Annotated in this window: 24 protein-coding genes; 11 read left to right on the top strand and 13 right to left on the bottom strand. The window is 70.9% G+C overall.

From position 1 onward, the window contains the following. Positions 1-16: 16 nt before the first annotated feature. Complete coding sequence (locus tag CHC09_RS12265) at positions 17-904, bottom strand: hypothetical protein (RefSeq protein ID WP_089293147.1); 888 nt, start codon at positions 902-904, stop codon at positions 17-19. A 93-nt stretch (positions 905-997) separates the two neighbouring features. Between CHC09_RS12265 and cofD the strand changes: the two genes are divergently transcribed. From cofD to CHC09_RS12250, 3 genes are read left to right on the top strand one after another with little or no spacing between them, the layout of a single operon-like run. After that, entirely contained in the window at positions 998-1,957 is a 960-nt protein-coding gene (gene cofD / locus CHC09_RS12260; RefSeq protein WP_089293146.1) for a 2-phospho-L-lactate transferase, read from the top strand. Beyond that, the gene (locus CHC09_RS12255; RefSeq protein ID WP_089293145.1) at positions 1,954-2,979 is read left to right on the top strand and encodes a coenzyme F420-0:L-glutamate ligase; all 1,026 of its coding nucleotides are present in this window, start codon (positions 1,954-1,956) and stop codon (positions 2,977-2,979) included. Before cofD ends, CHC09_RS12255 begins: the two co-directional genes overlap by 4 nt. Beyond that, positions 2,976-3,557, top strand: a complete 582-nt coding sequence (locus CHC09_RS12250) for an NUDIX hydrolase (RefSeq protein ID WP_089293144.1) — start codon at positions 2,976-2,978, stop codon at positions 3,555-3,557. Before CHC09_RS12255 ends, CHC09_RS12250 begins: the two co-directional genes overlap by 4 nt. Here the strand turns inward: CHC09_RS12250 and CHC09_RS12245 are convergent. Further along, positions 3,548-4,669 (bottom strand): mannose-1-phosphate guanylyltransferase, encoded by a 1,122-nt coding sequence (locus CHC09_RS12245; RefSeq protein WP_373871994.1) that lies wholly within the window; start codon positions 4,667-4,669, stop codon positions 3,548-3,550. The genes CHC09_RS12250 and CHC09_RS12245 overlap by 10 nt on opposite strands. 22 nt (positions 4,670-4,691) lie before the next feature. Beyond that, positions 4,692-5,837 (bottom strand): glycosyltransferase family 4 protein, encoded by a 1,146-nt coding sequence (locus CHC09_RS12240; RefSeq protein ID WP_089293142.1) that lies wholly within the window; start codon positions 5,835-5,837, stop codon positions 4,692-4,694. Positions 5,838-6,041: 204 nt separating this feature from the next. On the opposite strand from CHC09_RS12240, the gene CHC09_RS12235 reads away from it, so the two are divergent. After that, positions 6,042-6,776 (top strand): TIGR03089 family protein, encoded by a 735-nt coding sequence (locus CHC09_RS12235; RefSeq protein WP_089293141.1) that lies wholly within the window; start codon positions 6,042-6,044, stop codon positions 6,774-6,776. 7 nt (positions 6,777-6,783) lie between these two features. Here CHC09_RS12235 and CHC09_RS12230 read toward each other — a convergent pair whose 3' ends face one another. Together CHC09_RS12230 and CHC09_RS12225 are read right to left on the bottom strand one after the other, a co-directional pair. Continuing rightward, entirely contained in the window at positions 6,784-8,739 is a 1,956-nt protein-coding gene (locus CHC09_RS12230; protein ID WP_089293140.1) for an acetoacetate--CoA ligase, read from the bottom strand. 16 nt (positions 8,740-8,755) lie between these two features. Continuing rightward, on the bottom strand, positions 8,756-9,262 hold the full coding sequence (locus tag CHC09_RS12225) for an acyl-CoA thioesterase (RefSeq protein ID WP_089293139.1): 507 nt from the start codon (positions 9,260-9,262) through the stop codon (positions 8,756-8,758). Positions 9,263-9,320: 58 nt separating this feature from the next. Here CHC09_RS12225 and CHC09_RS12220 point away from each other — a divergent pair, with 58 nt between their 5' ends. After that, complete coding sequence (locus CHC09_RS12220) at positions 9,321-10,262, top strand: hypothetical protein (RefSeq protein WP_089293138.1); 942 nt, start codon at positions 9,321-9,323, stop codon at positions 10,260-10,262. Positions 10,263-10,270: 8 nt separating this feature from the next. Here CHC09_RS12220 and CHC09_RS12215 read toward each other — a convergent pair whose 3' ends face one another. Then, positions 10,271-11,722 (bottom strand): aminotransferase-like domain-containing protein, encoded by a 1,452-nt coding sequence (locus CHC09_RS12215; protein WP_089293137.1) that lies wholly within the window; start codon positions 11,720-11,722, stop codon positions 10,271-10,273. 65 nt (positions 11,723-11,787) lie between these two features. Between CHC09_RS12215 and CHC09_RS12210 the strand changes: the two genes are divergently transcribed. Continuing rightward, on the top strand, positions 11,788-12,942 hold the full coding sequence (locus CHC09_RS12210; RefSeq protein ID WP_089293136.1) for a trans-sulfuration enzyme family protein: 1,155 nt from the start codon (positions 11,788-11,790) through the stop codon (positions 12,940-12,942). Positions 12,943-13,090: 148 nt separating this feature from the next. Further along, entirely contained in the window at positions 13,091-13,726 is a 636-nt protein-coding gene (locus CHC09_RS12205) for a nuclear transport factor 2 family protein (RefSeq protein WP_089293135.1), read from the top strand. A 170-nt stretch (positions 13,727-13,896) separates the two neighbouring features. On the opposite strand, the gene CHC09_RS12200 is transcribed toward CHC09_RS12205, so the two are convergent. The 3 genes from CHC09_RS12200 to CHC09_RS12190 form a co-directional block, all read right to left on the bottom strand. Further along, positions 13,897-15,762 (bottom strand): ricin-type beta-trefoil lectin domain protein, encoded by a 1,866-nt coding sequence (locus tag CHC09_RS12200; protein ID WP_089293134.1) that lies wholly within the window; start codon positions 15,760-15,762, stop codon positions 13,897-13,899. Positions 15,763-15,884: 122 nt separating this feature from the next. Continuing rightward, on the bottom strand, positions 15,885-16,907 hold the full coding sequence (locus CHC09_RS12195; protein WP_089293133.1) for a LacI family DNA-binding transcriptional regulator: 1,023 nt from the start codon (positions 16,905-16,907) through the stop codon (positions 15,885-15,887). A 49-nt stretch (positions 16,908-16,956) separates the two neighbouring features. After that, the gene (locus tag CHC09_RS12190; RefSeq protein ID WP_089293132.1) at positions 16,957-17,778 is read right to left on the bottom strand and encodes a helix-turn-helix domain-containing protein; all 822 of its coding nucleotides are present in this window, start codon (positions 17,776-17,778) and stop codon (positions 16,957-16,959) included. A gap of 126 nt (positions 17,779-17,904) precedes the next feature. Here CHC09_RS12190 and CHC09_RS12185 point away from each other — a divergent pair, with 126 nt between their 5' ends. Next, positions 17,905-18,990: an FAD-dependent oxidoreductase gene (locus CHC09_RS12185; protein WP_089293131.1), complete on the top strand. Its 1,086-nt coding sequence runs from the start codon at positions 17,905-17,907 to the stop codon at positions 18,988-18,990. Here CHC09_RS12185 and CHC09_RS12180 read toward each other — a convergent pair. Together CHC09_RS12180 and CHC09_RS12175 are read right to left on the bottom strand one after the other, a co-directional pair. Continuing rightward, positions 18,957-19,808: a TrmH family RNA methyltransferase gene (locus tag CHC09_RS12180; RefSeq protein ID WP_089293130.1), complete on the bottom strand. Its 852-nt coding sequence runs from the start codon at positions 19,806-19,808 to the stop codon at positions 18,957-18,959. The two genes, CHC09_RS12185 and CHC09_RS12180, sit on opposite strands and share 34 nt — an antisense overlap. A gap of 57 nt (positions 19,809-19,865) precedes the next feature. Continuing rightward, the gene (locus tag CHC09_RS12175; RefSeq protein WP_179277057.1) at positions 19,866-20,711 is read right to left on the bottom strand and encodes a transporter substrate-binding domain-containing protein; all 846 of its coding nucleotides are present in this window, start codon (positions 20,709-20,711) and stop codon (positions 19,866-19,868) included. Between the two features lie 100 nt (positions 20,712-20,811). Here CHC09_RS12175 and CHC09_RS12170 point away from each other — a divergent pair, with 100 nt between their 5' ends. Next, complete coding sequence (locus CHC09_RS12170; protein WP_179277056.1) at positions 20,812-22,401, top strand: methyl-accepting chemotaxis protein; 1,590 nt, start codon at positions 20,812-20,814, stop codon at positions 22,399-22,401. Between the two features lie 104 nt (positions 22,402-22,505). Here CHC09_RS12170 and CHC09_RS12165 read toward each other — a convergent pair whose 3' ends face one another. Both CHC09_RS12165 and CHC09_RS12160 read right to left on the bottom strand, forming a co-directional pair. After that, positions 22,506-22,733: a hypothetical protein gene (locus CHC09_RS12165; protein ID WP_089293128.1), complete on the bottom strand. Its 228-nt coding sequence runs from the start codon at positions 22,731-22,733 to the stop codon at positions 22,506-22,508. Positions 22,734-22,965: 232 nt separating this feature from the next. Continuing rightward, entirely contained in the window at positions 22,966-24,021 is a 1,056-nt protein-coding gene (locus tag CHC09_RS12160; protein ID WP_089293127.1) for a fatty acid desaturase family protein, read from the bottom strand. A gap of 112 nt (positions 24,022-24,133) precedes the next feature. On the opposite strand from CHC09_RS12160, the gene CHC09_RS12155 reads away from it, so the two are divergent. Together CHC09_RS12155 and CHC09_RS12150 are read left to right on the top strand one after the other, a co-directional pair. Then, the gene (locus CHC09_RS12155; RefSeq protein WP_179277055.1) at positions 24,134-25,399 is read left to right on the top strand and encodes a sensor histidine kinase; all 1,266 of its coding nucleotides are present in this window, start codon (positions 24,134-24,136) and stop codon (positions 25,397-25,399) included. Next, positions 25,387-26,022 (top strand): LuxR C-terminal-related transcriptional regulator, encoded by a 636-nt coding sequence (locus CHC09_RS12150; protein WP_089293126.1) that lies wholly within the window; start codon positions 25,387-25,389, stop codon positions 26,020-26,022. The genes CHC09_RS12155 and CHC09_RS12150 overlap by 13 nt, the downstream gene beginning before the upstream one ends. The last annotated feature ends 14 nt before the right edge of the window (positions 26,023-26,036 follow it).

Below are 26,036 nucleotides of genomic sequence, written 5' to 3'. Positions count from 1 at the left end.
CCGGCCTGTGGACGACCTACTGCCGCGGCGGGTCGGTGTCGGCGGGACCGAAGCCCGGGCGATCGTCCGGCAGCTTGCTGGTCCGGTCGGCCGGGTCCGGCTCGTCACGCGGCACCGCCTGGGTCGGCTCGGCGAACGGCGCGAGCGGCGCCGGAGCGGGCGGAGCGGAGGCCACCGGCGGTGTGACAACAGGCGGGGCGACGACCGGCGGCTGGTTCCAGACCGGCTGTCCCGGCGCCTGACCGTAGGTCCCGGGCGGGAACGACGGCGGCGTGCTGGCGGGCGGCTGGCCGTAGGTCGCGGGCTGTGCGGGCGGCTGAGCGGGGTAGGGCGGCTGGGGCGCTCCGAACGGCGGCTGCCCGTACTGCTGACCGAACGGCGGCTGCCCGTACTGCTGCGGCTGCCCGTACACCCCCGGCGGCGTCTTCGGCTTGGGCACCGCGTAGACGCCCCGCCAGATCTGCAGCGTCGGGTAGGCCGCCAGTCCGTACAGGGCAAGCCACGCGACCCGCACGAGCAGCATCTTGAACGCGCCGGCGGGGTCGTAGGAAGCAGTGTTGATCACACCGAACAGCACCCCGAAGATCACGCCGAAGAAGCCCATCACGGCGTACTCGATGACTGCTGCCAGCGTGATCAGCCGGGCCTTGGGGTGAACGGGCTTCGCGCCGAGCGCCAGCAGCACGGCGGCGAGCGGCATGCCGACCGTCTCCAGGTTGATCAGGCTGCCGAAGCTCGCCGACGTGCGGGCCCCGAATTCGGCGCCGAACAGGTTGATGACGGCGACGAACAGGAACACGGCCGGAGCCCCGATGAGAACGTACGCGGCGAGGTCGCGCAGCGGGGTCAGATACTGGCCGATCGGCTTGCCATCGGCCGGTGTGGGCGGCGGTGAACTGGTCACGGTTTCTCCCGGTCGTACGGTGATCGAGGTTCGCCCAGAGTAAACCGCGACCCGGCAACCGGCCCGGCGACGCCGGTGGGAGAGGATGGGCTGATGCGGATCGTGGTCCTCACCGGGGGCATCGGCGGTGCCCGGTTCCTCGTCGGCGTGCGTGCGCACGCCCGTGCCATCGGCGCCGACGTCACAGCGGTGGTCAATGTCGGCGACGACGTCCGGATGCACGGGCTGCAAATCTGCCCGGATCTGGACAGCGTCATGTACACACTGGGCGGCGCCGCCGACCCGGAGCGCGGCTGGGGCCGCGTCGGGGAGACCTGGGCGGTCAAGGAGGAGCTGGCGAAATACGGCGTCGAACCGTCCTGGTTCGGCCTGGGCGACAAGGACACCGCCACCCATCTGGTGCGCACCACCATGCTGACCGCCGGATTCCCGCTCTCCCAGGTCACGGCCGCGCTCTGCGAGCGCTGGCAGCCGGGTGTCGAGCTGCTGCCGGCCACCGACGACCGGCTGGAGACGCACGTCGTGGTGGACGTCGACGGCGAGCGCAAGGCGATCCACTTCCAGGAGTGGTGGGTGCGCTATCGCGGCGAGGTGCCGACGCACCGGTTCGTCTTCGTCGGCGCGGAGAACGCCAAGCCCGCGGCCGGTGTGCTGGACGCGCTCGGGCAGGCGGATGTGATCCTGATCGCCCCCAGCAACCCGGTGGTCAGCATCGCACCGATTCTCGCCGTACCGCAGATCCGGGACGCCGTGGCCAACGGCCCGGCGCCGGTCGTCGGGCTCTCCCCCATCATCGGAGGTTCACCCGTCCGAGGGATGGCCGACAAGTGCCTGGCCACGCTGGGGGTGGAGGTCAGCGCGGCCGGTGTGGGCCGGATGTACGGCCCGCGCGCCGACGGCGGACTGCTGGACGGCTGGCTGGTCGACTCGGCGGACGCCGGCGTCGAGATCCCCGGGCTGACCACCCGCGCGGTGCCGCTGTGGATGAAGGACGAGACCACGACGGCGCGGATGGTCGCCGACGCACTGGAACTGGCCGGGAGCGGCCGATGAACGACGGTCTGGAGATCCTTCCGGTACGTGGGATCGGCGACGTCACCGCCGGCGACGACCTGGCCGAGTTGATCACCAAAGCGGCGCCGTGGCTGGCGAACGGTGACGTGCTGGTGGTGACCAGCAAGATCGTGTCGAAGGCGGAGGGCCGGCTGGTCGAGGTGCCCGCCGACGGGCCGGAGCGTGACGACGCCCGCGTGCGGGTGCTCGACTCGGAGACCGCCCGGGTGGTGGCCCGCCGGGGAGAGACCCGGATCGTGCAGACCCACCACGGTTTCGTGATGGCCGCGGCCGGCATCGACGCGTCGAACGTGGACAAGACCCACCTGGTGCTGCTGCCGGCCGACCCGGACGCCTCGGCCCACCGGCTGCGGGCCGACCTCGCCGCGCGCGGGCTGGACGTGGCGGTGATCGTCTCCGACACGATGGGCCGGGCCTGGCGCAACGGCCTGACCGACGTGGCGCTCGGCGCGGCCGGGATCGAGGCGCTGCTCGATCACCGGGGGCAGATCGATCCGTACGGGAACGAGTTGAGCCTGACCCAGATGGCCGTGGTCGACGAGCTGTCGGCCGCCGCCGAGCTGGTCAAGGGCAAGTGCGACCGGGTGCCGGTGGCGGTGGTGCGCGGCTATCCGTACCGTCCGGACACCACCGGCGCCGGGGCGTCCGCGCTGATCCGCGACACCGAGAGCGACATGTTCCGCCTGGGCACGGCCGAGGCCCGCGCGGAGGGGCTGGAACAGGCCGCCTACCTGAGTGACGACGTGGCGGTCCGGGAGACCGGTCGCGACGGGATCGGTACGGCGTACAACCGGATCGCCGAGATCGTCACGGCCGGCACCGGGATCACGGCGACCGCCTCGACATTCCGGCTGACCGCGGCCGGGCCCGCGCCCGCCGATCTGCTGCGCCTGGGCGCGGACGCGCACCGGCTCCGGGCGGCGCTCGCCGCCGACGGGCTGACCAGCGGCATCGAGTTCGACGACGACGGCGTGACGATCAACTTCGGGGAGCGGGCATGAGCCTTTATGAGGATGCGGTTCGGGTGCTCACGTCGTGGCCGGCCACCTCGGACGCCGCCGAGGTGAACCGCAAGCGCACCCTTGGCCTGCTCGCCGAAGGCCCGGACGCGATGACCCGGGCACACCGGGCCGGGCACGTCACCGCCAGCGCGCTGATCGTCGACGACGCCGGCCGGGTGCTGCTCTGCCTGCACGGACGGCTCGGGCTGTGGATGCAGCTCGGTGGACACTGCGAGGCGGGCGACGAGACCCTCGCCGCGGCCGCACTGCGCGAAGCGACCGAGGAGTCCGGCATCGACGGCCTGCTCCTCGACCCGGAGCCGATCGACATCGACGTGCACGAGGTGCGCTGCGGCGCGGCGGACGGCGTGCCGGCCACCCCGTCGGTGCACTACGACGTGCGGTTCCTGTTCCGTGCGCCAGCCGGCGCCGTCGAGCGGATCAGTGCCGAGTCGTCGGAGCTGGCCTGGTTCGCGGTGGACGAGCTGCCCAGCCCGCTCGCCGCCGGCGTGGTGCAGCAGATCGCGCCGGCGCGGGCCCGCCTGGGCGGCCCCGCTCCGGACGTCGATCAGATGTAACCGTGCTGGCCCAGCTCCTTGAGCTGGTCGACCAGGTGCTTGACCTCCTGCGCGCGGTCCCGCGGGCAGATCAGCACGGCGTCCTTGGTGTCGACGATGACCAGGTCGCGGACGCCCAGCGCGGCGACCAGACGTTCCGAGCCGGGCACCACGACCAGGTTCTGGGTGTCGTGCAGCAGCACGGTGGGCCGGTCCGCTTCGCGGTCGCTGCCGACCACCACGTTGCCGGCCGGGTCGGCGGTGAGCACCTCGCCGAGGGTGTGGAAGTCGCCGACGTCGTTCCAGCCGAAATCACCCGGAACGGTGGCGACCCGGCCGACCGCGGCCGCGCCCTCCATCACCGCGTAGTCCACCGAGATGCGCGGCAGGGTCGGCCAGACCTCGCCCAGCACCTCCTCCTGCTCGGCGGTGCCCCACGCCCGGGCGATCCGGCTCACGCCGGCGGCCAGCTGCGGCTGCTGCCGGGCCAGCTCGGCCAGGAACACGTCGACCCGCCAGACGAACATGCCGGCGTTCCACAGGTAGTTGCCGGATTTCACGTACGCCTCGGCGACGTCGTACGACGGCTTCTCCTTGAATTCGTCGACCTGCAGGACCGGCCCGTCCTCCCGCAGCTCACCGCCGCACTGGAGGTATCCGTACCCGGTCTCGGGCCGGGTCGGGGTGATGCCGAGGGTCATCAGCAGCCCGTCCTTGGCCCCGACCACCGCCTTGCGGATGACGTCGGCGAACTTCTCCTTGTCGGCGATCAGGTGGTCCGAGGCGAACGAACCCATGACCGCCTCCGGGTCGCGACGCGCGATCACCGCCGCGGCCAGCGCGATCGCCGCACAGGAGTCCCGCGGCGAGGGCTCGACCAGGACATTCTCGTCCGGCATCGCGGACAGCTGCCGGGAGACCGCCGCGGCGTGCGCCACGCCGGTCACCACGAAGATCCGGTCGGGAGTGGCCAGCGTGTCCAACCGGTCGACGGTGGCCTGCAGCAGGGAGGCCTCCGTGCCGGTCAGGGGGTGCAGGAACTTGGGATGACCGGCGCGGGACAGTGGCCATAGTCGAGTTCCGGTGCCACCCGCCAGAACTACTCCGTACAGCACACTTCGTTCGTCGCTCATGCACGCAAAGTTTAGTAGAGCCTCAGGCCGCAACCCGTTTCCACGTTGTCACATGTACCTCTGCGCTGGACGCCCAGGTGAATTCTTTCGCCCGATCGAAGCCGGCCTTGGCGAGAATCTGCCGCCGCTGCTCGTCCTGGAGAAGATCGGCCAGATCCTCGGCGATCCGCTCGGGGGCCTCGGTCGTGTAGGCGACCGCGTCGCCGCCCACCTCGGGCAGGGAGAGCCGGGGCGTGGTGAGCACCGGCGCGCCGCAGGCCATCGCTTCCAGGATGGGCAGACCGAAGCCCTCCCCGAAGGACGGGTAGCAGGCCACCAGCGCGCCGCCGAGGAAGCCCGGCAGGTCCGCGTAGCGGAGGTAGCCCGGGCGCAGCAGCCGCAGGTGCGATGGCACGTCGGCGACCGCCCGGTCGATGTCGTCGTCGTGACCCTGACCGCCGGCGATCACCAGGGCCGGCGGGTGCGGCCAGTCGACCACCGCCCGGGCCCAGCCACGGATCAGGTTCGGCACGTTCTTGCGCGGCTCCTTGGCACCGAGGAACGCGACGTAGCCGGAGTCGCCGAGGCCCAGGCGGGCCCGCACCCGCGCCTTCTCCTCCTCGGTCGGCATGTGGAACGCGGCCTGGTCCACCCCGTGGTACGCCACGTCGATCCGGGTGGGATCGGCGTCGAGCAGCCGGATCAGCTCGTCACGGGTGGCCTTGCTGGGCACGATCACCCGGCCGGCCCGGCGCAGCGACGTCTTGATCGCACTGCGGAAGAAGGTCCGCTTGGTGTTGTCGTAGTGCTCCGGCTCGGTGAAGAACGTCGCGTCGTGCACGGTGACCGTGACCGGGCTGCCGGTCCGCAGCGGGCAGGTGTAGAACGGCGAGTGCAGCACCTCGGCGCCGACCTGCTGGGCCAGCAGCGGCAGGCCGGTCTGCTCCCAGGCGAGCCGGGCGGGCCGGTGCACGATGGCCGCCGGGCCGGGGATCACCTGGGCCTCCGGAAGCATCCGGCGGTAACGCTCCGCATCCGAACGCTGAGCAATCACGACCAGATCGACTCGCTCGGGGCCCAGCACCCCGAGGGCGCCGAGCAATCCGTCGACATATCTGCCGACACCACCTCTGTCCGCGGGGACACTTGTGGCGTCGACCAGCACTCGCGGGGGGCGACCGGGGGTCACGAGGCATCTCCTTGGCGTCTCTGACGTACCGATGCAGCGGCGGAACCGGAACGCGACGGATAGTCGGCGTCCACCCCGAGCGTACGCCCGGAACGCTTCCGGAAAGTGTCCACGACACCGGAGGTTGCCATACGTTGCCGTAATCGACGCCGTATAGATGCACCGGCTCAGTCACACACAGTAACCCACCTAGGGTGAGAGGCGATGAACACCACTATTCCGAAGGCGTTCGCGGAGGCGGTCCGCCGTGACCCGGCCGCGCCCCTGCTCACCTGGTACGACGATGCCACCGGCGACCGCGCTGAGCTCTCCGGCGCCACCCTGGACAACTGGGTGTCGAAGACGGCGAATCTGCTGGTCGACGGCGTGGGGCTGGGGCAGGGCGACAACGTCGCGCTGCTGCTCCCGCCGCACTGGCAGACCGCCGCGATCCTGCTCGGCGTGTCAGCCGCCGGTCTCGCGGCCGATCTGGCCGATCTGGGCGGTGACCCGCAGCCGGTGGAGGTGCTCTTCACCACCCCGGACCGGGTGGAGCGGGCCGCCGCATGGCCGACCGGCGACCGGTACGCCACCGGCCTGCTTCCGCTCGCCATGCCGCTGCGCCAGCTGCCGGCCGGGTACGCCGACTTCGTGACCGAGGTCCGCAACCACGGTGACCATTTCCGGGGCGAGCCGGTCTCGCCGGCCGATCGGGCGTTCGCCGGGCCGATCGAGCTCAGCCACCAGGATGCGCTCTCCGCCGCGGACGACCGGGCCACCCAGCTCGGCTTCGGCGCCGGCGATCGGGTCCTGATCGACGTCACCGTCTACCCGGACCCGATCGACTGGCTGCTCGCGCCGCTGATCGTCGGCGCGTCCGCGGTGCTCTGCGCCAACCTGGACCAGGACAAGCTGGACGCCCGGGCGACCGCCGAGAAGGTCAGCCTGGTCCTGGCCTGAGACGTCGTCAGGCTTCGGCGGCCCCTCCGGCGGCACGGTCGCGGGCCAGCTCGGCGAACGCGTTCAGCGACTCCGGGTTGGCCAGCGCGCCCTTGGCCGCGGCCGACTCCACCGGGGTGCCGGTCAGGATCCGCTTCACCGGGACCTCCAGCTTTTTCGCGGAGAGGGTGCGGGGCACCGCCCGTACCCCGTAGATCGCGTCCGGAACGTGCCGCGGCGACAGCGAACCGCGCAGCTCGCGGGCGATCCGCGCGCGCAGCGCGTCGTCCACCTCGACGCCCTCGGCCGGCACCACGAAGAGCAGCAGCTCGCCGTTCGGGTCGCCGGCCTTGTCCAGGTGCACCACCAGGCAGTCGGCGACCTCGGGCAGGCCCTCCACCACCGAGTAGAACTCGGAGGTGCCCAGCCGCACCCCACCCCGGTTCAGCGTGGCGTCGGAGCGACCGGTGATCACACAGGTGCCGTCGGTGCCGATGGTGATCCAGTCGCCGTGCCGCCAGACGCCGGGGAAGACGTCGAAGTACGCCTCCCGGTACCGGGAGCCTTCCGGGTCGTTCCAGAAGCCGACCGGCATGCTCGGCATCGGCGCGGTGATCACCAGCTCGCCCAGCTCGCCGATGACCGGCTTGCCCTCCGGGTCGTAGGCCTCCACCCGGGCGCCCAGGCATCGGCCGGAGATCACCCCGGCGCGCACCGGCAGCAGCGGCGCGCCGCCGACGAAGCCGGTGCAGACGTCGGTGCCGCCGGAGAGCGAGAGCAGCTGCAGGTCACGGTCGACCGCCTCGTAGACCCAGCCGAAACCCTCTGGGGGCAGCGGCGCGCCGGTCGAGCCGACCCCCTTGAGCTTCTTCCGCGGCGTCACGCCGGCCTTGCGGCAGGCCATCAGGAACGGCGCCGAGGTGCCGAAGTAGGTGATTCCGGCGGTGTCGACCAGCTCCCACAGCGCGGCGAGATCGGGCCAGCCCGGGTTGCCGTCGAAGAGCACGATCGCGGCGCCGACGGCCGGGCCGCTGGCCAGGTAGTTCCACATCATCCAACCGGTGGTGGTGAACCAGAAGAACCGGTCGGACGGGCCGAGGTCGTGATGCAGGGCCAGGATCTTCAGGTGCTCCAGCAGGATGCCGCCGTGGCCGTGCACGATCGGCTTGGGCAGCCCGGTGGTGCCGGAGCTGTAGAGCACGTAGAGCGGGTGGTCGAAGGGCACCGGCTCGAACGCCAGCTCGTCGTCGCCGTCCAGCGAGTCCCAGTCGCCGCCGCCGTTGAGGTAGCCGATGCTGATGAAGTGCGCAACCGTCGGGAGCGCCTCCCGGATGGCGAGCACCTCGGCGCTCCGGTCGACCGGCTTGTCGCCGTAGCGGTAGCCGTCGACCGCGACCAGCACCTTCGGCTCGATCTGGCTCCACCGGTCGATCACGCTGCGGGAGCCGAACTCCGGCGCGCAGGACGAGAAGATCGCGCCGAGGCTCGCGGTGGCGAGCATCAGGACGTACGTCTCCGGGATGTTCGGCGCGTACGCGGCGACCCGGTCGCCCCGGCCGACGCCCCGGGCCTTCAGCCCGGCACGCACGCGACGCACCTGCTCACGGACCTGCCGCGCGGTCCAGGTGATCGGTTCGCGGCTCTGCGAGTACGCCAGGACGGCCGGCTCGTCGTCGCCGATGCCGGGCATCCGGAGCACGTTCTCCGCGTAGTTGAGCGTGGCGCCGGGGAACCAGCGCGCCCCGGGCAGCTCCACGCCGTCCAGCACGGCGGTGGGCGAATCGTGCGAGACGACCTCGAAGTAGTTCCAGATCGAGTCCCAGAAGGCGGAGAGGTCGGTGACCGACCACTCCCACAGCGCCGCGTAGTCCGGGAAGGTCAGCCCGCGCTCGCGCTCCAGCCAGGCCAGGTAGTCCCCGATCCGGGTGGTCTGCCGAGCGTCTGCCTGCGGCTCCCAGAGGATTGTGCCCGTCGTCACCGTCATGCGCCCACCTTAACGTTCATTCAGCCCGGGCCTTCTGGATGGCGGCACGACGAGCCAGCCGATGGTCACGGCGGATCAAAGCTTCCTTGAAGCGCCGCCGTTCGTCTACGTCCGCGGGCAACACCGGTGGGACCTGACGCGGGTGGCCGGCCACATCAACCGCGACGAAGACCAGATAGGCGGTGGCCACCGGGATCGGGGTCGCGCCGACCACGTCCCAGCGCTCCGCGGCCAGCTTCACGCCGACCTCCATCGAGCTCTTGCCGGTCCAGTTGACCTGCGCGTACGCGTGCACCAGGTCGCCCACCTTGACCGGCTCGAGGAAGACGATCTCGTCGATCGCCGCGGTGACCGCGGTGCCACCGCTGTGCCGGGCCGCGGCGGCACCCGCCACATCATCGACGAACTTCATCAGTACGCCACCGTGCACCGTGCCGTAGAGATTGACGTCGACCGCGGTCATGATCTTACTCAGCGTGACGCGGCTGTGTGCGGTGGGTCGCCCCTGGAGCTGCTCATCCATGCCGGCACCCTACGGCGGACTCGCTGGCCGTTGCCGCGTCGAGGTACCCTGCCGGGTCATGCGTCACCTCCGGTCGATCTTGTACACACTCGTGCTGGCCCCTGCCCTATGGGTTCTCGCCGCCGTGGGTTTCACCCACGACCTGACCAGCCGTGGGCGGGACTTCTTCGCGGCTGAATCGCTGAGCGGGCTCCTGCTGCTCATCTTCGCCGGGATCCTGTTCGCGATCATGGTGTTCTCACCGATCTCGCCGGCCGGCCCGACGATCGCCGGAGCGGCATACCTCGGGGTGACCTACTGGGCGTGGAACGCGCCACAGTCCTATGCCGACGTCTGGCCGCCGAACGTGGTCAAGGACAACTTCGACCTGAGCCGCCCGGGGTACGGTCTGGCCGCGCTGCTCGCGGTGCCGCTGCTGTGCACCGCGCTGAGCGCCCGCCGATGGGCGCGCTACGAGCCGCCGGTACTGCCGATCATCGGTGAGATCGGGCGGTTCCGTGGTTCGGCAAAGGTGGCGGGGGTGACCATGGCGGCGGCGGAGACGACCGTGCTGCCGGCCGCGCGGGGCTTCCAGCGCCCGGCCGACCCGACGGTGGCGATCCCGTCCGCCGCGGCGGCGGACAAGACCCAGGTCCTGCGTACGCCGCCGGCCGCCGCGATCCCCACTCAGCCGGCCGCGGCGAAGGCCGACCCCGAGCCGAAGACCGTAGCGATCCCCGCCCAGCCGGCGAAGGCCGACGCCGAGGACAAGACCGTAGCGATCCCCGCCCAGCCGGCCGCGGCGAAGGCCGACGCCGAGCCGAAGACCGTGGCGATCGTTGCGACGCGGCCCGACGCCGAGGACAAGACCGTGGCGATCCCGGCACAGCGGGCCGACGACACCACCCACGTGATCAAGAGCTCGGACGAGGAGGCGACCGAGGTGCTCTCCGGGGCCACCCTCGTCACTCCGCCCGGCGACCACACCGACGTGCTCGAGATCCCCGCCAAAAAGGGCTGAGTCGAAGTTCAGACGGCGATGGCCGGGAGAGGTGGCGGATTTCCCGCCGCCCGGCCGGCGAAACCGCACCAGGCCTCGGCCATCGCCTGAACGGCGGCGCTCAGCGCCGCCGGCTCCACGACGAACGGAATCCGCAGGAAGTCAGCGCTGCCCCCGGACGGGTCGAGCGATCCGCCGGGCAGCACGGCGATCCCCCGCCGCAGCGCCGCCTGCGCGTACGAGGCCGCGTCTCCGTGCGGCAGCCGCACCCAGAGCGTCTGCCCACCATCGACCGGCCCGAACTCCCAATCCGGTAGGTATCTCCGCAGTTCAGCGCAGAGATGATCATGTTGGGCGGCGAGCACCCCGGCCCGGCCGGCGATCAGCTCGTCCAGGTCCGCGAGCAGTTCCACCGCCGCCAACTGGTCGAGGACCCCGCTGCCCAGGTCGATCACCGCTTTGAGGCGGGCGAGCCGCCCGATCAGCGCCGGCTGGGCCCGCACCCAGCCGATCCGCAGGCCACCCCAGACCAGCTTGCTCAGCGACCCGACGGTGATCAGCTCATCGGCGTCCGGGGCGAGCGCCGCCATCGGCACCGACGGGCGGGCGGTGCCGGTTGTGGGGAACGTGAGCTCGGCGAGCACGTCGTCGACGACGAGTGGGACGCCGGTGGCGAGTGCCGCCAGGACGATCTCGCGCCGTACCGGGGAGGGCAGGCTCCGGCCGGTCGGGTTGTGACACAGGGCGATCAGATAGGCCAGCGCCGGCCTGCGGGACAACTCCCCGGCGTACTCCTCGATCGTGTTCCGGACCGGCCGCAACGCCGCCGCCGACTCGCGGAAGACCTCCAACGCCCCCGGATAGGTCGGCGCCTGCACCACCACCTCGGCGCCGGGCGCGATCAGTGCCCGGGCCAGCAATGACAGCCCCTGCTGCCCACCCGTGGTGATCAGGATCTGCGAGGCCGTGGTCGGCACCCCGCGCTCGGTGTAACGCGCCGCCAGCGCCGCCCGCAGCCGCGGATGTCCCGCCGGGTGATACCCGAGGTCGGGCCCGCCGAGCGAGCCCAGCGCGGCCCGATAGGCGGCGATCACCGCGGGCGGAGCGCCGGTCGGCCCGGCACAGGCCAGCTGCGCCACGTGGTCCGGCGGGTCGAGAAGGTGCAGGAACACCGGGTTCACGGTCGGCTCGGTGGCGTTGAGCGGCCCGGCCTCGGCCCCCGCCACCCAGGTCCCGCTCCCCTGCCGGCGCACCAGCCGGCCCTCCTGGCGCAGCAGGTCGTACGCGGCGACCACGGTGGTCCGCCCGGCGGACAGCCCGCCGGCGAGCGCCCGGTCGGTGGGCAGCGCGGTACCCGGCGGCAGCTCGCCGTCGTCGATCAGGGCGCGGAGGCGCCCGGCGAGCAGCAGGTAGAGCGGCCCGCGGCCGGCCGACCAGCGGCCCAGTCGCGCGGTGAGCTCGGCGGGGGAGATTGGACTCATCGGCGAACCAATATAGCGGCATTGGCCCTGTACCCGGCCGGTCACGGCCCACGACCATCGAAGGTATGCATCCCGACACCCGCATGGTCCACATCGAAGCGCCGGCCCTGACCGGGAGCACCCCGCTGGCCGTGCCGATCTACCAGACGTCGTCGTTCTCCTTCGACGACCCGGAGTTGATGGCCGACGGCATGCACCGCCCGGACGGCGCCTACGTCTACTCCCGCTTCGCCAACCCCACCGTCCGGGCCCTGGAGAGCGCGGTCGCCGACCTGGAGGGCGGGGTCGCCGCGATCGCCGCCTCCTCCGGGATGGGTGCGATCACCATGCTGCTGCACGGCCTGCTCGGCACCGGCGACCACGTGATCGCCCAGCATTCGGTCTACGGCGGCACCCATGCCCTGCTCGCGGACCTGGCGAAGCGGTACGGCGTCCAGGTCACCCGCGTCGACGGCCGCGACCCGGAGGAGGTCCGCGCCGCCCTGACCCCGCGCACCAAGGTCCTCTACCTGGAGACCATCGCCAACCCCACGGCCCACATCAGCGATCTGCCGGCCCTCGCCCCGGTGGCCCGGGCCGCCGGGGTGCTGACCGTCGTCGACAACACGTTCGCCACCCCGATCTTCTGCCGTCCGATCGAGCACGGCGCCGACGTCGTGGTGCACTCGGCGACCAAGTTCCTGGGCGGCCACTCCGATGTCACCGGCGGCCTGGCGGTCTTCGCCGACGCGGACCTCCACCAGCGGATCTGGGCGCACGCGGTCGAGTTCGGCGCGGTCGCCGACCCGTTCGCCGCCTGGCTGACCATCCGCGGCCTGCACACCCTCGGTCTGCGGATGGAGCGGCACGCCGCCAACGTGGCCCGGGTGGCCGCCTGGCTGGCCACCCATCCCGCGGTCAGCCAGGTGACCTGTCCCGGGCCCGGCGCCGCGAAGCACATCACCGGCTTCCCGTCGGCGTTCTGCTTCGACCTGGCCGGCGGCTACACGGCGGGGGTGCGCCTGATGAGCCGGCTCCGGGTGATCCGGGCGGCTCCGTCGCTGGGCGGCACCCAGACCCTGATGCTGCACCCGGCGAGCACCTCGCACCGGCAGTTGACTCCGGAACAACTGCGGGAATCGCACATCAGCCCTGGAACCATCCGAATCGCCGTGGGCATCGAACACCCGGACGACCTGGTGGCCGACCTGGAGCAGGCGCTCGACTTCGCCGGAAGCTGATTCCCGCGACCGATTGCAAATAGGTGTTAACCAATGAGGTCTTTCGCGGACAGTCCAAGATGGATAGCGTCGGTCTCGCTTTGATCTACGGGGGGTAATCAAAGAGCAACACGACGAAGCCCCCTGCCCTTCGTCGGAAGGACCACTCTTGTCTGAGACACCGCTGTGGCTGCAGGGCCGCTCCGCAGTGATCGAGGCCGCCGACCCGTCGGAATTCCGGCACGGCACGCCCGACTACCACCTGTCGCACGTCGTGATGCCCGGCCAGCGCACCACGGAACACGCACCGGGCTCGCTCGAGGCCATCGTCGAATCGATCGTGCAGGTCTTCGAGATGGAGGTCTCGCACAAGAAGGACCCCGCCACCTGGGTCTCGATGGTGTCCGAGCACTTCCGCACCAACATCAACGGCGGCGGCTGGGCCTCCGCGCAGGACATCGCCGACCAGGGCAGCTACAACGTGCTGATCGGCGACAGCCCGTTCTACCAGCCCGAGTCGTTCGACGGTCAGCACGACGTCTTCCACGGCGCGTTCCCGAACGGGTTCTACTGGGAGGTGCTGCAGGTGCTCAGCCCGCCGCCGGTGGTCGCCTTCAAGTGGCGGCACTGGGGCTCGTTCGACGGCGAGTACCACGGACATCAGCCCAACGGGAAGACCATCGAGATGTTCGGCATGAGCGTCGCCAAGGTCAACGAAGACCTGAAGCTGCTGGAGGTCGAGCACTACTACGACCCGAACGCGTTCCTCGGCAGCCTGACCGGCGGCTGTCCGGTCGCCCACTGACCGGACCCGACCTGCCGGAGGCGAGCTTTTGGCACGCCTCCGGCAGGTCGGCGGCTGACCGCCCTACTCAGTCAGCCGTAGGTAGTCCAGGTTGAACCCACCGGTTTCACAGTAGTCCGTAATCACCTGATCACCATCGGCCAGCGAGCCCGTGTCCAGGATCTGGCGGCTCAACCGTTGAGCACCCACTTCTGATTCGCCCCGGTGCCGCAGGTCCAGACCTGCAAGCGGGTCGCGTCCGCGGAGCTGTTGTCCTTCACGTCCAGGCACTTGCCGGCGTACTGGTTCACCAGATGCTGGGTCGCGCTGTCGTACGTCCACTTCTGGGAAGTGCCGGTGTGGCAGTCCCAGAGATGGGCGAGCGTGCCGTCCGCGGTGCTCGGCCCGACGATGTCCAGACACTTGCCGAGCGCGCGCAGCGTGCCGTCGGCCGACCGGGTCCACTTCTGCGCGGCCGAGCCGTTGCAGGTGTAGAGCTGCACCGCGGTTCCGTTGGCGGTGGCGGCTCCGGCCACGTCCACGCACTTGCCGGCCAGCCCGGTGATCGTGCCGCCCGGCTCCTGGGTGGCGGTGCCGGACCAGGTGAAGGTGGCCGTGGTGCGGGCCGGCAGCGTGTAGACGAACGACTGCCCGGACCAGTTCACCCGGACCGACTGGCTGGACGTGCCGCCGTTGTGCGCGATCAGCGCCTTCGACCCGTCCGGGTTGCGCCAGGCCACGTTGCGTACCGCGCTGGTGTCGTTGGTGTCGATCCGGACCGCGCCCGGCTTCACGAACTTGGTCAGGTGCCCCATCGTGTAGTACTCGACGGTGTAGTCGACCTGGCCGGCCCGGGAGCCACCCTCCTGCACGGTGATGAGGCCGGTGCAGGTGCCGCAGCCGCCGTTGTGCGGACCCATGCTCTGGTTCACGCCGAGGCTCCACTTGACCACCGAGGCGCCCCAGTTCCGGGTGTAGTCGATGATGTTGTTGAGATCCTCGTTGTGCTGGTCGGTGATCCAGGTGCCACCGGAGTGCTCGGTCTCGAACTGCTTGACCGACGGGTACGCGTTGTGCACGTCCGTGCCGATCGAGGGGCTGCCGAAGTACCCGTGCCAGGCGATCCCGCCGAACGCCGAGTCGCCGCGCACCCCGGCGTCGGAGAGGATGCCGGAGCCGAAGGTGGCGTAGTCGCCGTAGTTCCAGTCGTGGATCAGCACCTTGGTGTTGAGCCCGGCCCCGTGCAGCGCCGGGTACACGAAGTTCTTGGTGAACTCGACCAGGCCGGACGGGTTCCAGCTCATCCCGGGGTAGTTCATCGCGGTCGGGTTGCCGGCCTGACAGCAGTTCGGCTCGTTCTGCACCGACAGGTAGTCGACCGGCACCCCGGCGGCCTGGTAGCTCTGCAGGTACTTGACCAGGTACTGGGCGTACGTGGGGTAGTACTCCCACTTCAGCCAGCCCATCTGGTCCATCCGCCCGTTGTCCTTCATCCAGCCGGGCGAGCTCCACGGCACGCCCATCACCCGCAGACTCGGATTGAGCTGCTTGGCCTGCTGGGTGAGCAGCCGCACGTCGGTGTCGTACCCGTTGGCACCGAAGTCGTTGAGGTCGCAGCAGGTGTCGTCGAGCGAGACGTTGCCGGGCCGGGACAGATCGGAGGCCCCGATCGGATTGCGTACGAAGGACAGCCCGATGCCGTTCGTCGGGCTGAACAGCTTGGTCATCACGGCGTCCCGGGTCGCCGCGCTGACCGGGCCCCCGCGCAGCAGGTACGCGGTGGTGTCGGTGATCGACGCGCCACCGCCCTCGAAGGTCTGGTAGGTCGCGCCCTCGTTGACGTTGATGGTGCTGCCGGCGCTGCCGCCGGCCGGTCCGAACGCGATGTTGGCCTGCTGTTGCAGCCCGCGGGTGACGTTCCGGCCGGCGCTGTCCGAAGTGGTGGTCAGGAAGACCTGGACGGTCTCGCCGGCGGCGTTCGCGGAGACCGGGGCGGACAGCACGCTCCCGGTCAGCACCGCCGCGGCGACCGCGGCCTTGATCACAGGGGATTTCATGACTGACGACTCCCTCAGGGGGAAGGGCTTGGCGTAACAGGAAGGAAACCTTTGCCAAAAACGACAGTCAATGAGTTGGAGGTTCCGGATGCGTCGTTTCGGTTCCGGAACCGTGAAACACGTCAGACCGGTGCCGGGCCGGTCGAGTCCCGCACCACCAGCTCGGTGCCGAGCTCCAGGTGCAACGCGTCCAGCCGGTGCCCGCCGAGCATCCGCAGCAGCAGGTGCACCGCCATCCGGCCCATCTCACCGAGCGGCTGCCGCACGGTGGTCAGCATCGGATCACAGGCCGAGCCCAGGTCGATGTCGTCGAAACCGGCCACCGACAGGTCCTCCGGCACCCGCAGGCCCCGCTCGGCGGCCGCCCGCAGCGCGCCGATCGCCATCTTGTCGTTGAACGCCAGCAGCGCGGTCGGCCGCTCCGGCAGGTCGAGCAGCTGGGCGGCGGCCCGGTGGCCCAGCTCGGTGGTCGGCTCGGCGACGAACCGGGTCAGCTCCGGGGCCGGCAGCACGCCCGCGTCGGCCAGCGGCGCGAGATAGCCGTGGAAACGGTTGTCGCTGGCCAGCCAGTCGCGCGGGCCGCCGATGATGCCGATCCGGCGGTGGCCCAGCTCGATCAGGTGGGCGGTGAGGGCGCGGGCGCCGGCGAAATGCGCCGCGGAGACCGCGGCGACGTCGCGCGGCGGCGAGATACGCGGATCGACCAGCACGAAGGGGAAACCCCGGTCCCGCAGCCGGATCAGGTCGGCCCCCGGCTCCGGCGGCAGGATCAGCACGGCGCCGGCCACGTCCCGCCGCTCCGGCAGGGTGGCGAGCACCCGCGCCTGCTGGGCGGCGGTGCCGGCGTTCAGGATCACGTGCAGGCCGTGCGGCTCGAGCGCCTCGGCCACCGCGGAGACGATCAGCCCGAAGTAGTCGGTCAGCACGTACGGGCAGCGGACGAAGACGCCCCCGGCCTGGACGCGGCCACCGCGACGGCGCGGTGCACGCTCACCGAGGCTGCCCATCGCCCGCAGCACCCGGTCACGGGTGGCCGGCGCGACGTTCGACCGGTCGTTGAGCACCCGGGAGACGGTGGCGATGGAGAGTCCGGTGTGAGCCGCGAGGTCGCGTACGGTGACTCTTGTTTCATCGCCATGTTTCACCGGCAAAGCATAGACCAGTATCTTTCCATGAAATTCGGCGGGTTACAGCTCAGCTCGCGACGAGCCGCAGCGGCGAGATCCTCCGCAACGCCTCGGCGGTCGCCTCGTCCGCCGGCAACTGGACCACCAACCGCAGCCCCTCGTCGCCGGGCAGCTCCATGGTCTCGTAGGTCAGGCGCAACGATCCGGCCTCCGGGTGCTCCAGGCGCAGCGACCCGTGCGGCCGCGGCAGTCCGGGCACCCGGGCCACCCGTTCGGTGAACTCGGCCCCGGCCAGCAGGGTCAGCTCGTCGGTGAACGCGGCTCGGGGCGGGCCGCACTTCAGCGCCGCCACCTGCTCGTCCGCGACGTGCGCCCAGTCCGGGTACGCCTGCCGGGCCCGCGGATCGGCGAAGACGTACCGGTTCAGGTTCGGCGAGTCACCGTCGAGCAGCCCGATCGGACCGGTCAGCCGGCGGAACCCGGCGGTGTGCGCGAGCACGTCCCCGACCTGGTTGACCAGCACCGCCGCGGCCGGCTCCAGCTGGTCGAGCACCGCCTGCAGGCCGGGCCGAACGCCCCGCGGAGCCGCCGCCGTCGCCCCGCAGGTGAATCCGCTCGCCGCCTTGGTCAGCCGGTACAGGTGCGTACGCTCCGCGGCCGTCAGCCGCAGCGGGCCGGCCAGCGCGGCCAGCACCTGCGGTGACGGCCGCCGGTCCCGGCCCTGCTCGAGCCGGATCAGGTATTCCACGCTGACGCCGGCCAGCATCGCCACCTCGGCACGGCGCAGACCGGGCGTGCGCCGCCGATCGCCGGAGGGCAGTCCGACCTCGGCCGGCGTCACCTCGGCCCGGCGCGCGCGCAGGAACGTTCCCAGCTCGTTGTCGCTCACCGATCGACCGTATCCCGGCCCCGCGCCGGAAGGGTGTCCCTGTCGCTACCACCCTGAGCGCGGTCTCCCTCCCCTCCGCCGAGCAGCACAGAGTCGAGTCGACCTCGACGAAAGGTGGTTGTTCGGATGACTCCGACAGTGGTTGTGGTGGGCGGCGGCTACGGCGGCATCACGGTGGCCCGGGCGCTCGACGACGTCGCGGACGTGACGCTGGTGGAACCGAAGGAGACCTTCGTGCACAACGTCGCCGCACTGCGCGCGGCGGTCGACCCCTCCTGGGCCGAGAAGATCTTCATCCCGTACGACGGACTGCTCTCCCGTGGCCGGGTCGTGCGCGACCGGGCGGCCCGGGTCACGCCGGGTCACGTGGAGCTCGCCTCCGGGGCGACGCTGGCCGCCGACTACCTCGTCCTGGCCACCGGCTCGACCAGCCCGGTCCCTTCGCGACTGGACGTTCCGGAGCTGGACGCGGCCCGGGAGCGGTTACGGGACGTACGCGACGCGCTCGACCGCTCCTCCGGCGTACTGCTGCTCGGCGCCGGTCCGATCGGCCTCGAGTTCGCCGGCGAGATCGCGGCCGCCTGGCCGACGACCCCGGTTACCGTCGTGGATCGCGGACCCGCGCTGGTCGGCGGGCGGTTCCCGGACGAGTTCCGGGCCGACCTCGGGCGCCAACTGGACGCGCTCGGGGTGCGGGTGCTGCTCGGTACGACCCTGACCGCACCGCCGGACCCGGCACCGGGCACGGTCCGCCCGTTCACCGTCACCACCTCCGCCGGCGAGATCATCGCCGCCGACCTGTGGTTCCCCTGCTACGGCACCGGCGTGGAGAGCGGCTATCTCGCCGATTCGCTGGCCGCGGCCAGGCAGCCGGACGGGCGGCTCGCGGTCACCGGAGAGCTGCGGGTGGCCGGGCACGAGCGGGTCTTCGCGATCGGCGACCTGACGAACACGCCCGAGCTGAAGATGGCCCGGTCCGCCGTCCAGCAGGCCGAGGTGGCGGCGGCGAACGTCCGCGCGCTGATCTCCGGCGACACGTTGCGGGGATACACGCCACTGCCGGACGGCATCGTGCTCCCGCTCGGCCCGTCCGGCGGCGTGACCTACGACGCGGAAGCGGGCTTCCTCGGCGCCGAGATGACCGCCCGGATCAAGGCCACCTTCCACATCGAGCGGTTTCAGGAGACGCTCGGCGTCCCGGCCACCGTCTGAGCGGCACGCTGGCGGGCCGCCTCGTAGAGGACGACCGTGCCCGCGGCCGCGGCGTTCAGGGAGCTCGCGGCACCGGTCATCGGGATCCGCAGGATGTGGTCGCACGCCTCGCGCCAGGCGCTGCTCAGGCCGCGGGTCTCGTTGCCGATCGCGATCACCTTCGGGCCGGTCAGGTCGTGGGTGGCCAGGTCGGCGTCGCCGCCCTCGTCGCTACCGAGGATCTCCACCGGGAGGCCGCTACGCCGCAGCGCCACGACGTCGTCGACGACCTCCCGGTGGCTGGCGACCTGGACGACCGGCAGGGCGAACAGGGAACCGGTGCTGGCCCGGACGGCCTTCGGGTCGTACGGGTCGGCGGCGTGTCCGGTGACCACCAGTCCGGACGCACCGAACGCGTCGGCCGAGCGGATCAGCGCTCCGATGTTGGCCGGCGTGGTGGGCCGGTCGAAGACCAGGGTCAGCATCTGCGGACCGGTGGGAATCCGGGCCAGGTCGTCGGCCGGCATCCCGACGACGGCGAGCAGCTCGGGCGACTCGTCGTCCTTGCCGCCCAGCTCCCGCATCAGCTCGCGCTCGACGGCGAATCGGGACACCCCGGAGGTCCGGTCGAGGACGTCGTGGCTCCACTGGGAGAGCCGGTGGGCGTCGTCGAGCAGGATCGCGTGCACCGGCCAGCCGTGCTCCAGCGCGAGCGTGATCGGGCGGACGCCCTGGACCAGGAACTCGCCGGCCCGGTGCCGCTTGGTGCGGTTGGTGAGCAGCGCCTGCCACTGCTGGAAGGTCGCGTTCCGGGTACTGATCCGCAAGGTCCTGGACATTCTCCCCATCCAAGCAGCCGCCCGGCCGCGTGAATGGAGCGGCCCGCCGGGATGGGCTCAGGCGCCGCCGTTGATGGCGCCGGTCCGCAGCGCCCCTTCCTTGACCTTCCACTTGGCAAGGAGCCCGTCGTAGGTGCCGTCGTTGATCATCGAGTACAGCGCCGTCTGTACCGCCGTGGTGAGCGCCTCGCGGTCCTTGGCGATACCTATGCCGTACGGAATGGCCTCGATCTGCGGGCCGGAGAGCTCCAGCGTCGGCATCTTCTCGACGTCCAGGGCCGCGATCGGGAAGTCGTTGAGGGCGGCGTCGGCCTTCTTGTCCCGTACGTTCGCGGAGGGGGTGTCGGACAGCACGACGGTCAGACCTTTGTCTCCGCAGGCCTTCTTCTGGGCCTCGGCCATGTCGACGTACACGGTTCCCTCCTGGACGGCGACCCGGCGGCCACAGAGTCCGGGCAGGCCACCGATGTCACCGACCCCCTTGGGTACGACGATCGAGGTGCCGGCGTTGAGGTAGTCCACGAAGTCGACCTTCTCCTGCCGCTTCGCCCGGTCGAACATCGACGAGACCGACAGATCGAGACTGTGGTTGTCGACCTTGTCGAGGAGCTCACCGAACGGGACATTCTGCCAGTCGACGGTCAGTCCGAGCTTGCCGGCGATCGCCTCGGTTATGTCCACGTCCAGGCCGGTGAACTTGGAGCCCTTCATGAAGGTCATCGGCTCGAAGGCGGGCTCGGTGCCGGCGACGAGGGAGCCCTTCTGCCGGACCGAGTCGGGCAGGGCGGCTCGCGCTTCGGCGAGCCGGTCGACGGGTTGGCCGGCCTGCTGCTCGGTGGTCGCACATCCGGCCCCGCCGGCCAGGACGAGCGCCGCGACACACACCAGGGCAACGATTCGCATGGCAACCTCCGTGAAATCCGTCTCTGTCACATCGGTCACGGGCCGCCGGACGTTAGCCGAATTCGCATTTTGCGTACTGCCCGCTCGATACGATGCTTCGGTGGGAATAGCCGTGATCGGCACGATTCGGCGCCAGATCGCCGCCCTGGCCGCCGGAGGGTTCGTACTGGTCATCGTGGCGGGCGCGATCGGTTACCGGGGCACTTCAGCGATCGCCGACCAACAGGTGACCGCCCGTAACGCCGCCGCCGCGTTGCAGGCGGCCGAGTCGGTCGACATGGCCCGCGTGCTGTTCCGCGGCAACATCCTGGCCACCCTGGTGACCAACAACGCCACCGAACGCCAGACCGTGCTCGACCTGCTCGGGGAGAACGTCGCTCAGGCCCGGGCCGGCATCGACGAGGCGATCAGAAATCTCCCCGAGGTGCGCCCCGCCGCCGAGGCGGTGCTGCCCGTCCTCAACGAACTGATCGCCTCCGGCCAGCGCATCGTCACCCTGGCGAGCCGGGTGGCGTCCGATCCGACCCGCAAGGCGGCGCTGGCGGCCCGCCCCGCGTACGACGCTGTCGACGCCAAGGCCGCCGAGGCGTTGAACGCGCTCACGGCCGAGATCGAGAAGTTGGTCCAGGAGTCGTACGCGGAGGCCACCTCGGTCGCCGACCGAGCGCAGATGCTGACGCTGATCACCTGCACCCTGGCCGCCCTGCTGCTCGGCGGGGCGGCGCTGCTGCTCGCCCGCCGGATCGCCCGGCGCATGGACCACAGCCTGACCGCCGCCCGGGCGATCGCCGAGTACGACCTGACGGTCGACGCCGCCCTGCCCGGCGGTGACGAACTGGCGCAACTGGGCGACAGCCTGAACGACATCGTCGGATCGTTGCGCACCGCGATGTTCGACATCGCGGGCAACGCCGGCTCGGTGGCCGCCGCCTCCGAACAGCTGACCGCGACGAGCCGGCAGTTGTCGCAGGGCGCCGGCATGGCGTCGTCGGAGGCCGCACAGGCCAGCCACGAGATCGGCCAGGTGACCACGAGCGTCGGCGAGGCGACCTCGGCGGCGCAGGGGCTCGAGTCGTCGATCGGCGAGATCACCGCGGCGGTGACCGAGGCCGCCGCCGTGGCCCAGGAGGCGGTCGACCTGGCCACCACCACCAACCAGACGATCGAACGGCTGCGCAGTTCCAGCGAAGAGGTCTCCGCGGTGGTCAGCATCATCACCGCGATCGCGGAGCAGACGAACCTGCTGGCCCTGAACGCGACGATCGAGGCGGCCCGGGCCGGCGAACAGGGCAAGGGCTTCGCGGTGGTGGCCGGCGAGGTGAAGGACCTGTCCCAGGAGACCGCGTCGGCCACCGGGGACATCTCGTCCAAGGTCACGGCGATGCAGCGCGACACCGCCGGGGCGTTCGAGGCGATCAGCCGGATCAGCCAGGTCATCGACCGCATCGACCAGCTACAACGCGCGATCACCGGAGCGGTGGACAGCCAGGCGCTCGCCACCGGCCAGATCGTGGCGAGTGTCCGCACGGCCGTGCAGTCGGCAGGGGGCGTGGCCGGCTCCATCAACAGCGTCGCCGAGGCCACCACGCTGACCTACGAGGCCGCCAGCCAGACCGAGGCCGCCGCCACTGAGCTGTCCACCCTGTCCCAGCAGCTCCGCCTCGTCTCCGACCGCTTCCGCCAATCCTGACGGCGGCACCCGCTACGCGAGGACGGCCCCACTCCCGCGATGATCGCTCTGACAGCCGGCGAGGGAGCGGCGTGCGCACCGTGCCGCCGTTCACCAGACTCAGCCTAGGCGGCCTGCGGTTTCATCTCCTGCCAGGCCTCGTTCGAGCCGCGCCAGGCGTCGGCGACGATCAGCGCCGATCCACGTCCCGGGCATTCCTGCACGCGGTAGCGCCCCGCCGTCCCACCGATCTGAACCATGACGTCCCACTGAGCGCCGTCACTGCGGATGTAGACATCGCGCCGGAAGCGGGCTGTGCTGCTGCCGTTCCACCAGTGCCGCTGAACCATCATGCGGCGACCCTACAGGCGGCGGGCCCTTCTGAGCCCGGCCGTCGACCGCCGACCATGGCCTGCGTAGCAGGTTGCAGAGTATTGGGAAGCCCTCGGCCGACCGCTGCCGAACCGGACATTCCGGCCGACGAACGGCAGCGGATGCTCGAGGTGATCCACCGGTGACTTCGAGCTGTTTCCACCACAGCAGCTCATCTCCCCTGTCTCGTCCGTGCGAGGCCCCGACGGACCGTCACCGGGCGGCCCGCGCCGCGTGCTCGGCGCGGGCCGGCGCCCCGACCTCGTGCAGGTACCGAAGTGCCTGCCGGTAGGACGTGGCGAGACCGGTCTGCGCGTACGGCACGCCGATCTCCGCGCAGTAGGCCTCGACGATGGGCTGGGCCTTGCGGAGGTTGGGCGCCGGCATGCCAGGGAAAAGGTGGTGCTCGATCTGGTAGTTCAGGCCGCCCAGCGCCGCGTCGGTGAACCGGCCACCCCGGACGTTGCGGGAGGTCAGCACCTGCTTGCGCAGGAAGTCCTCGTCACCGGCCGGGTGCGGCATGCCCTTGTGGTTGGGTGCGAAGGTCATACCGAGATAAAGGCCGAACAACGCCTGGTGAAGCAGAAGGAAGCCGAGGGCCGGCAAAGGCGGCAGGACGATCAGCAGTACGGAGAGGTAGCCGGCGGCATGCAGGAGCAGCAGCGTGCTCTCCAGGGGTGGGCGTTTCACGACTCCGTTGCGAAGGGCCTTGATGCTGGAGATCTTCAGATCGACGGCGAGCAGGGTGAGCAGCGGGAAGAAGAGCGCCGCCTGGTGCCGGGTGACGAAGCCTTTCAGCCCGCGTCGTCCCAGCGCTGATTCGGTGGCCCAGATGAGCACCTCGGGGGCCACATCCGGGTCGAGGTCGTCGTGATTGGGGTTGTTGTGGTGCCGGGTGTGCTTCTCCATCCACCAGCCGTAGCTCATCCCGATGCCGGCGTTGCCGGCGATGCGGCCGGCGATCTCTCCCGGTCGCTTCGTGCGGAACACCTGCCGGTGAGCGAGGTCGTGGGCCAGCAGCCCCACCTGGGTGAAGGTGATGGCCAGGAACGCCGCCGTCACGATCTGCCACCAGGACGGGCCGATCAGGAAGAACGCGGTCCATCCGCCGAGAAACATGAGTGTGACGACGCTGATCCGGGCGACGTAGTAGGCGGCCCGGCGCTGCATCAGGCCTTCCGCGTTGATGCGGCGAGCCAGGACGGCGAAGTCGCTGCCGGCCGTTGCCGCTCGCGGCGTCGCATCGGTCACCGATGTCAGAGTTGTCATGTGTCCATGGAACCGCTGGGGAGGCGAATCGTCAGGAGCGCTAGGACCCTCGTCCCGGGGGTGCTAGCACCCCCGCAGCCGACACCGATGGGAGGCCATGGAGTTCGTGAGAATGCGCGTTGACGCTACCGGCCTGGGCCGTGGCGCCCGGCGGGGCGTGCGCGGTGTGCTGGACAGCATGGCGGCGATCGGCTTGGCGCTCACCAACATTCCGCTGCTGGCCGTCGCGATCGTGGCGTTGGTGCTGACGCCGGTGCCGTACCTCGGGCTGGCTCTGGTCCCGTGGACCATGACGCTGGTCCGCAAGCGCACCGACCTGGAGCGCCGGCGCGCGTCCCAGGCCGGTGTGCTGGTGTCCAGCCCGTACCATCCGCTGCCGGAGCGTGTCGTCGCCGACGGCTGGGAACGGTTCCGGTGGACCGTGACGGATCCGGCCACGTGGCGCGATCTGGCCTGGCTGGCACCCGGAGCCGTCGCCGGGCTGGCCCTTGGGACGATCGGTGTGCTGGTGCCGTTGTACGGGCTTCTGGGCGTGACGCTGACGCCGTCGTGGATCTGGCTCGGCACCGGCTGGTACGGCTACGGCGCGGTCTGGTCCATCGACACGTTCCTTGCCGGTCTGCTGTCCGTGCCGCAGGGCGTGATCATCCTCGTCGCCGGGCTGTGGGTGGCGCCGTGGCTACGCCGCGTCGACGCGCTGTTCGCCCGGCTCCTCCTCGCTCCCACCAGGGCGGCCGAGCTTCGTCTGCGCGTCACTCAGCTGACCGTCACGCGCGCCGGGACGGTGGACGCCCAGGCGGCGGAACTGCGCCGCATCGAACGCGACCTGCACGACGGCGCGCAGGCCCGTCTCGCCTCGCTGAGCATGACGATCGGCCTGGCTGACAACCTCATCGACCGTAACCCGGCCGAGGCCCACAAGCTGCTCACCGAGGCCCGGGCGTCCAGCCGAGCCGCGCTGGCCGAACTGCGTGACCTCATCCGCGGCATCCACCCGCCGGTGCTCGCCGAACGCGGGCTCGACGGCGCGGTCCGGGCGCTGGCCCTCAGCCTGCCGATACCGATCACCGTCGACGTCGACCTGCCGGGACGGCCCGACCTGCCGCTGGAGTCCGCCGCCTACTTCGCCGTCGCCGAAGCGCTTACCAACGTCATCCGGCACAGCCGCGCCCACCACGGGTCGGTGTTCTCCCGGCACGCGGCCGGTGTGCTGACGATGGTGGTCACCGATGACGGCAGAGGGGGCGCCGACCCCGCCGCCGGCACCGGACTGCGCGGTATCGAACGCCGGCTCGCCGCCTTCGACGGCACGATCATGTTGTCGAGCCCACCCGGAGGACCGACCGTCATCACCATGGAGTTGCCGTGCGCGTTGTGATCGCCGAGGACCACACCCTGCTCAGGGACGGCCTGACCCGGCTGCTGAGCGCCTTCGACTTCGACGTCGTCGCCGCTGTCGACAACGGCCCCGCCCTGCTGCCGGCACTGCTCGAGCACCGACCCGACGTGGCCGTCCTCGACGTACGCCTCCCGCCCACCTTCACCGACGAAGGTCTGCAAGCGGCCATCGCCGCCCGGACGCGGCTGCCGGGCCTGCCGGTTCTCATGCTTTCCCAGCACGTGGAGCCGCTCTATGCCCGGGAGTTGCTCAGCACCCCGCACGGCGGGATCGGATACCTGCTCAAGGACCGGGTCGCCGACGTCAGCGACTTCGTCGACGCCGTCCACCGGGTGGCCGGCGGTGGCACCGCCATGGACCCCGAGGTGATCTCGCGGCTGGTCGCCCGCCGGGAGCCACTGGCGGTGCTCACCGCCCGGGAACGTGAGGTGCTCGGGGAGATGGCTCAGGGCCGGTCCAACGCCGCGATCGCCACCAACCTGGGCATCACGGAAAAGTCCGTGAGCAAGCACATCAACAATATGTTGACCAAGCTCGACATGCCTCCCTCCGACGATGACAACCGCCGGGTGCTGGCCGTGCTGACCTACCTGAATGCGTAAAGGCGTGTGCCGGG

The organism is Actinoplanes regularis (assembly GCF_900188005.1).
Taxonomy (GTDB): Bacteria; Actinomycetota; Actinomycetes; order Mycobacteriales; family Micromonosporaceae; genus Actinoplanes; species Actinoplanes regularis.
Note: the sequence above shows the minus strand (reverse complement) of the source record. Positions and strands in the feature narration are given on the sequence as shown.

Bases quoted from the DNA above. Each gene is read 5' to 3' on its own strand.
- cofD (WP_089293146.1), top strand. From the start codon at position 998: ATGCGGATCGTGGTCCTCACCGGGGGCATCGGCGGTGCCCGGTTCCTC.
- CHC09_RS12255 (WP_089293145.1), top strand. From the start codon at position 1,954: ATGAACGACGGTCTGGAGATCCTTCCGGTACGTGGGATCGGCGACGTC.
- CHC09_RS12250 (WP_089293144.1), top strand. From the start codon at position 2,976: ATGAGCCTTTATGAGGATGCGGTTCGGGTGCTCACGTCGTGGCCGGCC.
- CHC09_RS12245 (WP_373871994.1), bottom strand. From the start codon at position 4,669: ATGAGCGACGAACGAAGTGTGCTGTACGGAGTAGTTCTGGCGGGTGGC.
- CHC09_RS12235 (WP_089293141.1), top strand. From the start codon at position 6,042: ATGAACACCACTATTCCGAAGGCGTTCGCGGAGGCGGTCCGCCGTGAC.
- CHC09_RS12230 (WP_089293140.1), bottom strand. From the start codon at position 8,739: ATGACGGTGACGACGGGCACAATCCTCTGGGAGCCGCAGGCAGACGCT.
- CHC09_RS12225 (WP_089293139.1), bottom strand. From the start codon at position 9,262: ATGGATGAGCAGCTCCAGGGGCGACCCACCGCACACAGCCGCGTCACG.
- CHC09_RS12220 (WP_089293138.1), top strand. From the start codon at position 9,321: ATGCGTCACCTCCGGTCGATCTTGTACACACTCGTGCTGGCCCCTGCC.
- CHC09_RS12215 (WP_089293137.1), bottom strand. From the start codon at position 11,722: ATGAGTCCAATCTCCCCCGCCGAGCTCACCGCGCGACTGGGCCGCTGG.
- CHC09_RS12210 (WP_089293136.1), top strand. From the start codon at position 11,788: ATGCATCCCGACACCCGCATGGTCCACATCGAAGCGCCGGCCCTGACC.
- CHC09_RS12200 (WP_089293134.1), bottom strand. From the start codon at position 15,762: ATGAAATCCCCTGTGATCAAGGCCGCGGTCGCCGCGGCGGTGCTGACC.
- CHC09_RS12185 (WP_089293131.1), top strand. From the start codon at position 17,905: ATGACTCCGACAGTGGTTGTGGTGGGCGGCGGCTACGGCGGCATCACG.
- CHC09_RS12180 (WP_089293130.1), bottom strand. From the start codon at position 19,808: ATGTCCAGGACCTTGCGGATCAGTACCCGGAACGCGACCTTCCAGCAG.
- CHC09_RS12175 (WP_179277057.1), bottom strand. From the start codon at position 20,711: ATGCGAATCGTTGCCCTGGTGTGTGTCGCGGCGCTCGTCCTGGCCGGC.
- CHC09_RS12165 (WP_089293128.1), bottom strand. From the start codon at position 22,733: ATGATGGTTCAGCGGCACTGGTGGAACGGCAGCAGCACAGCCCGCTTC.
- CHC09_RS12160 (WP_089293127.1), bottom strand. From the start codon at position 24,021: ATGACAACTCTGACATCGGTGACCGATGCGACGCCGCGAGCGGCAACG.
- CHC09_RS12155 (WP_179277055.1), top strand. From the start codon at position 24,134: ATGCGCGTTGACGCTACCGGCCTGGGCCGTGGCGCCCGGCGGGGCGTG.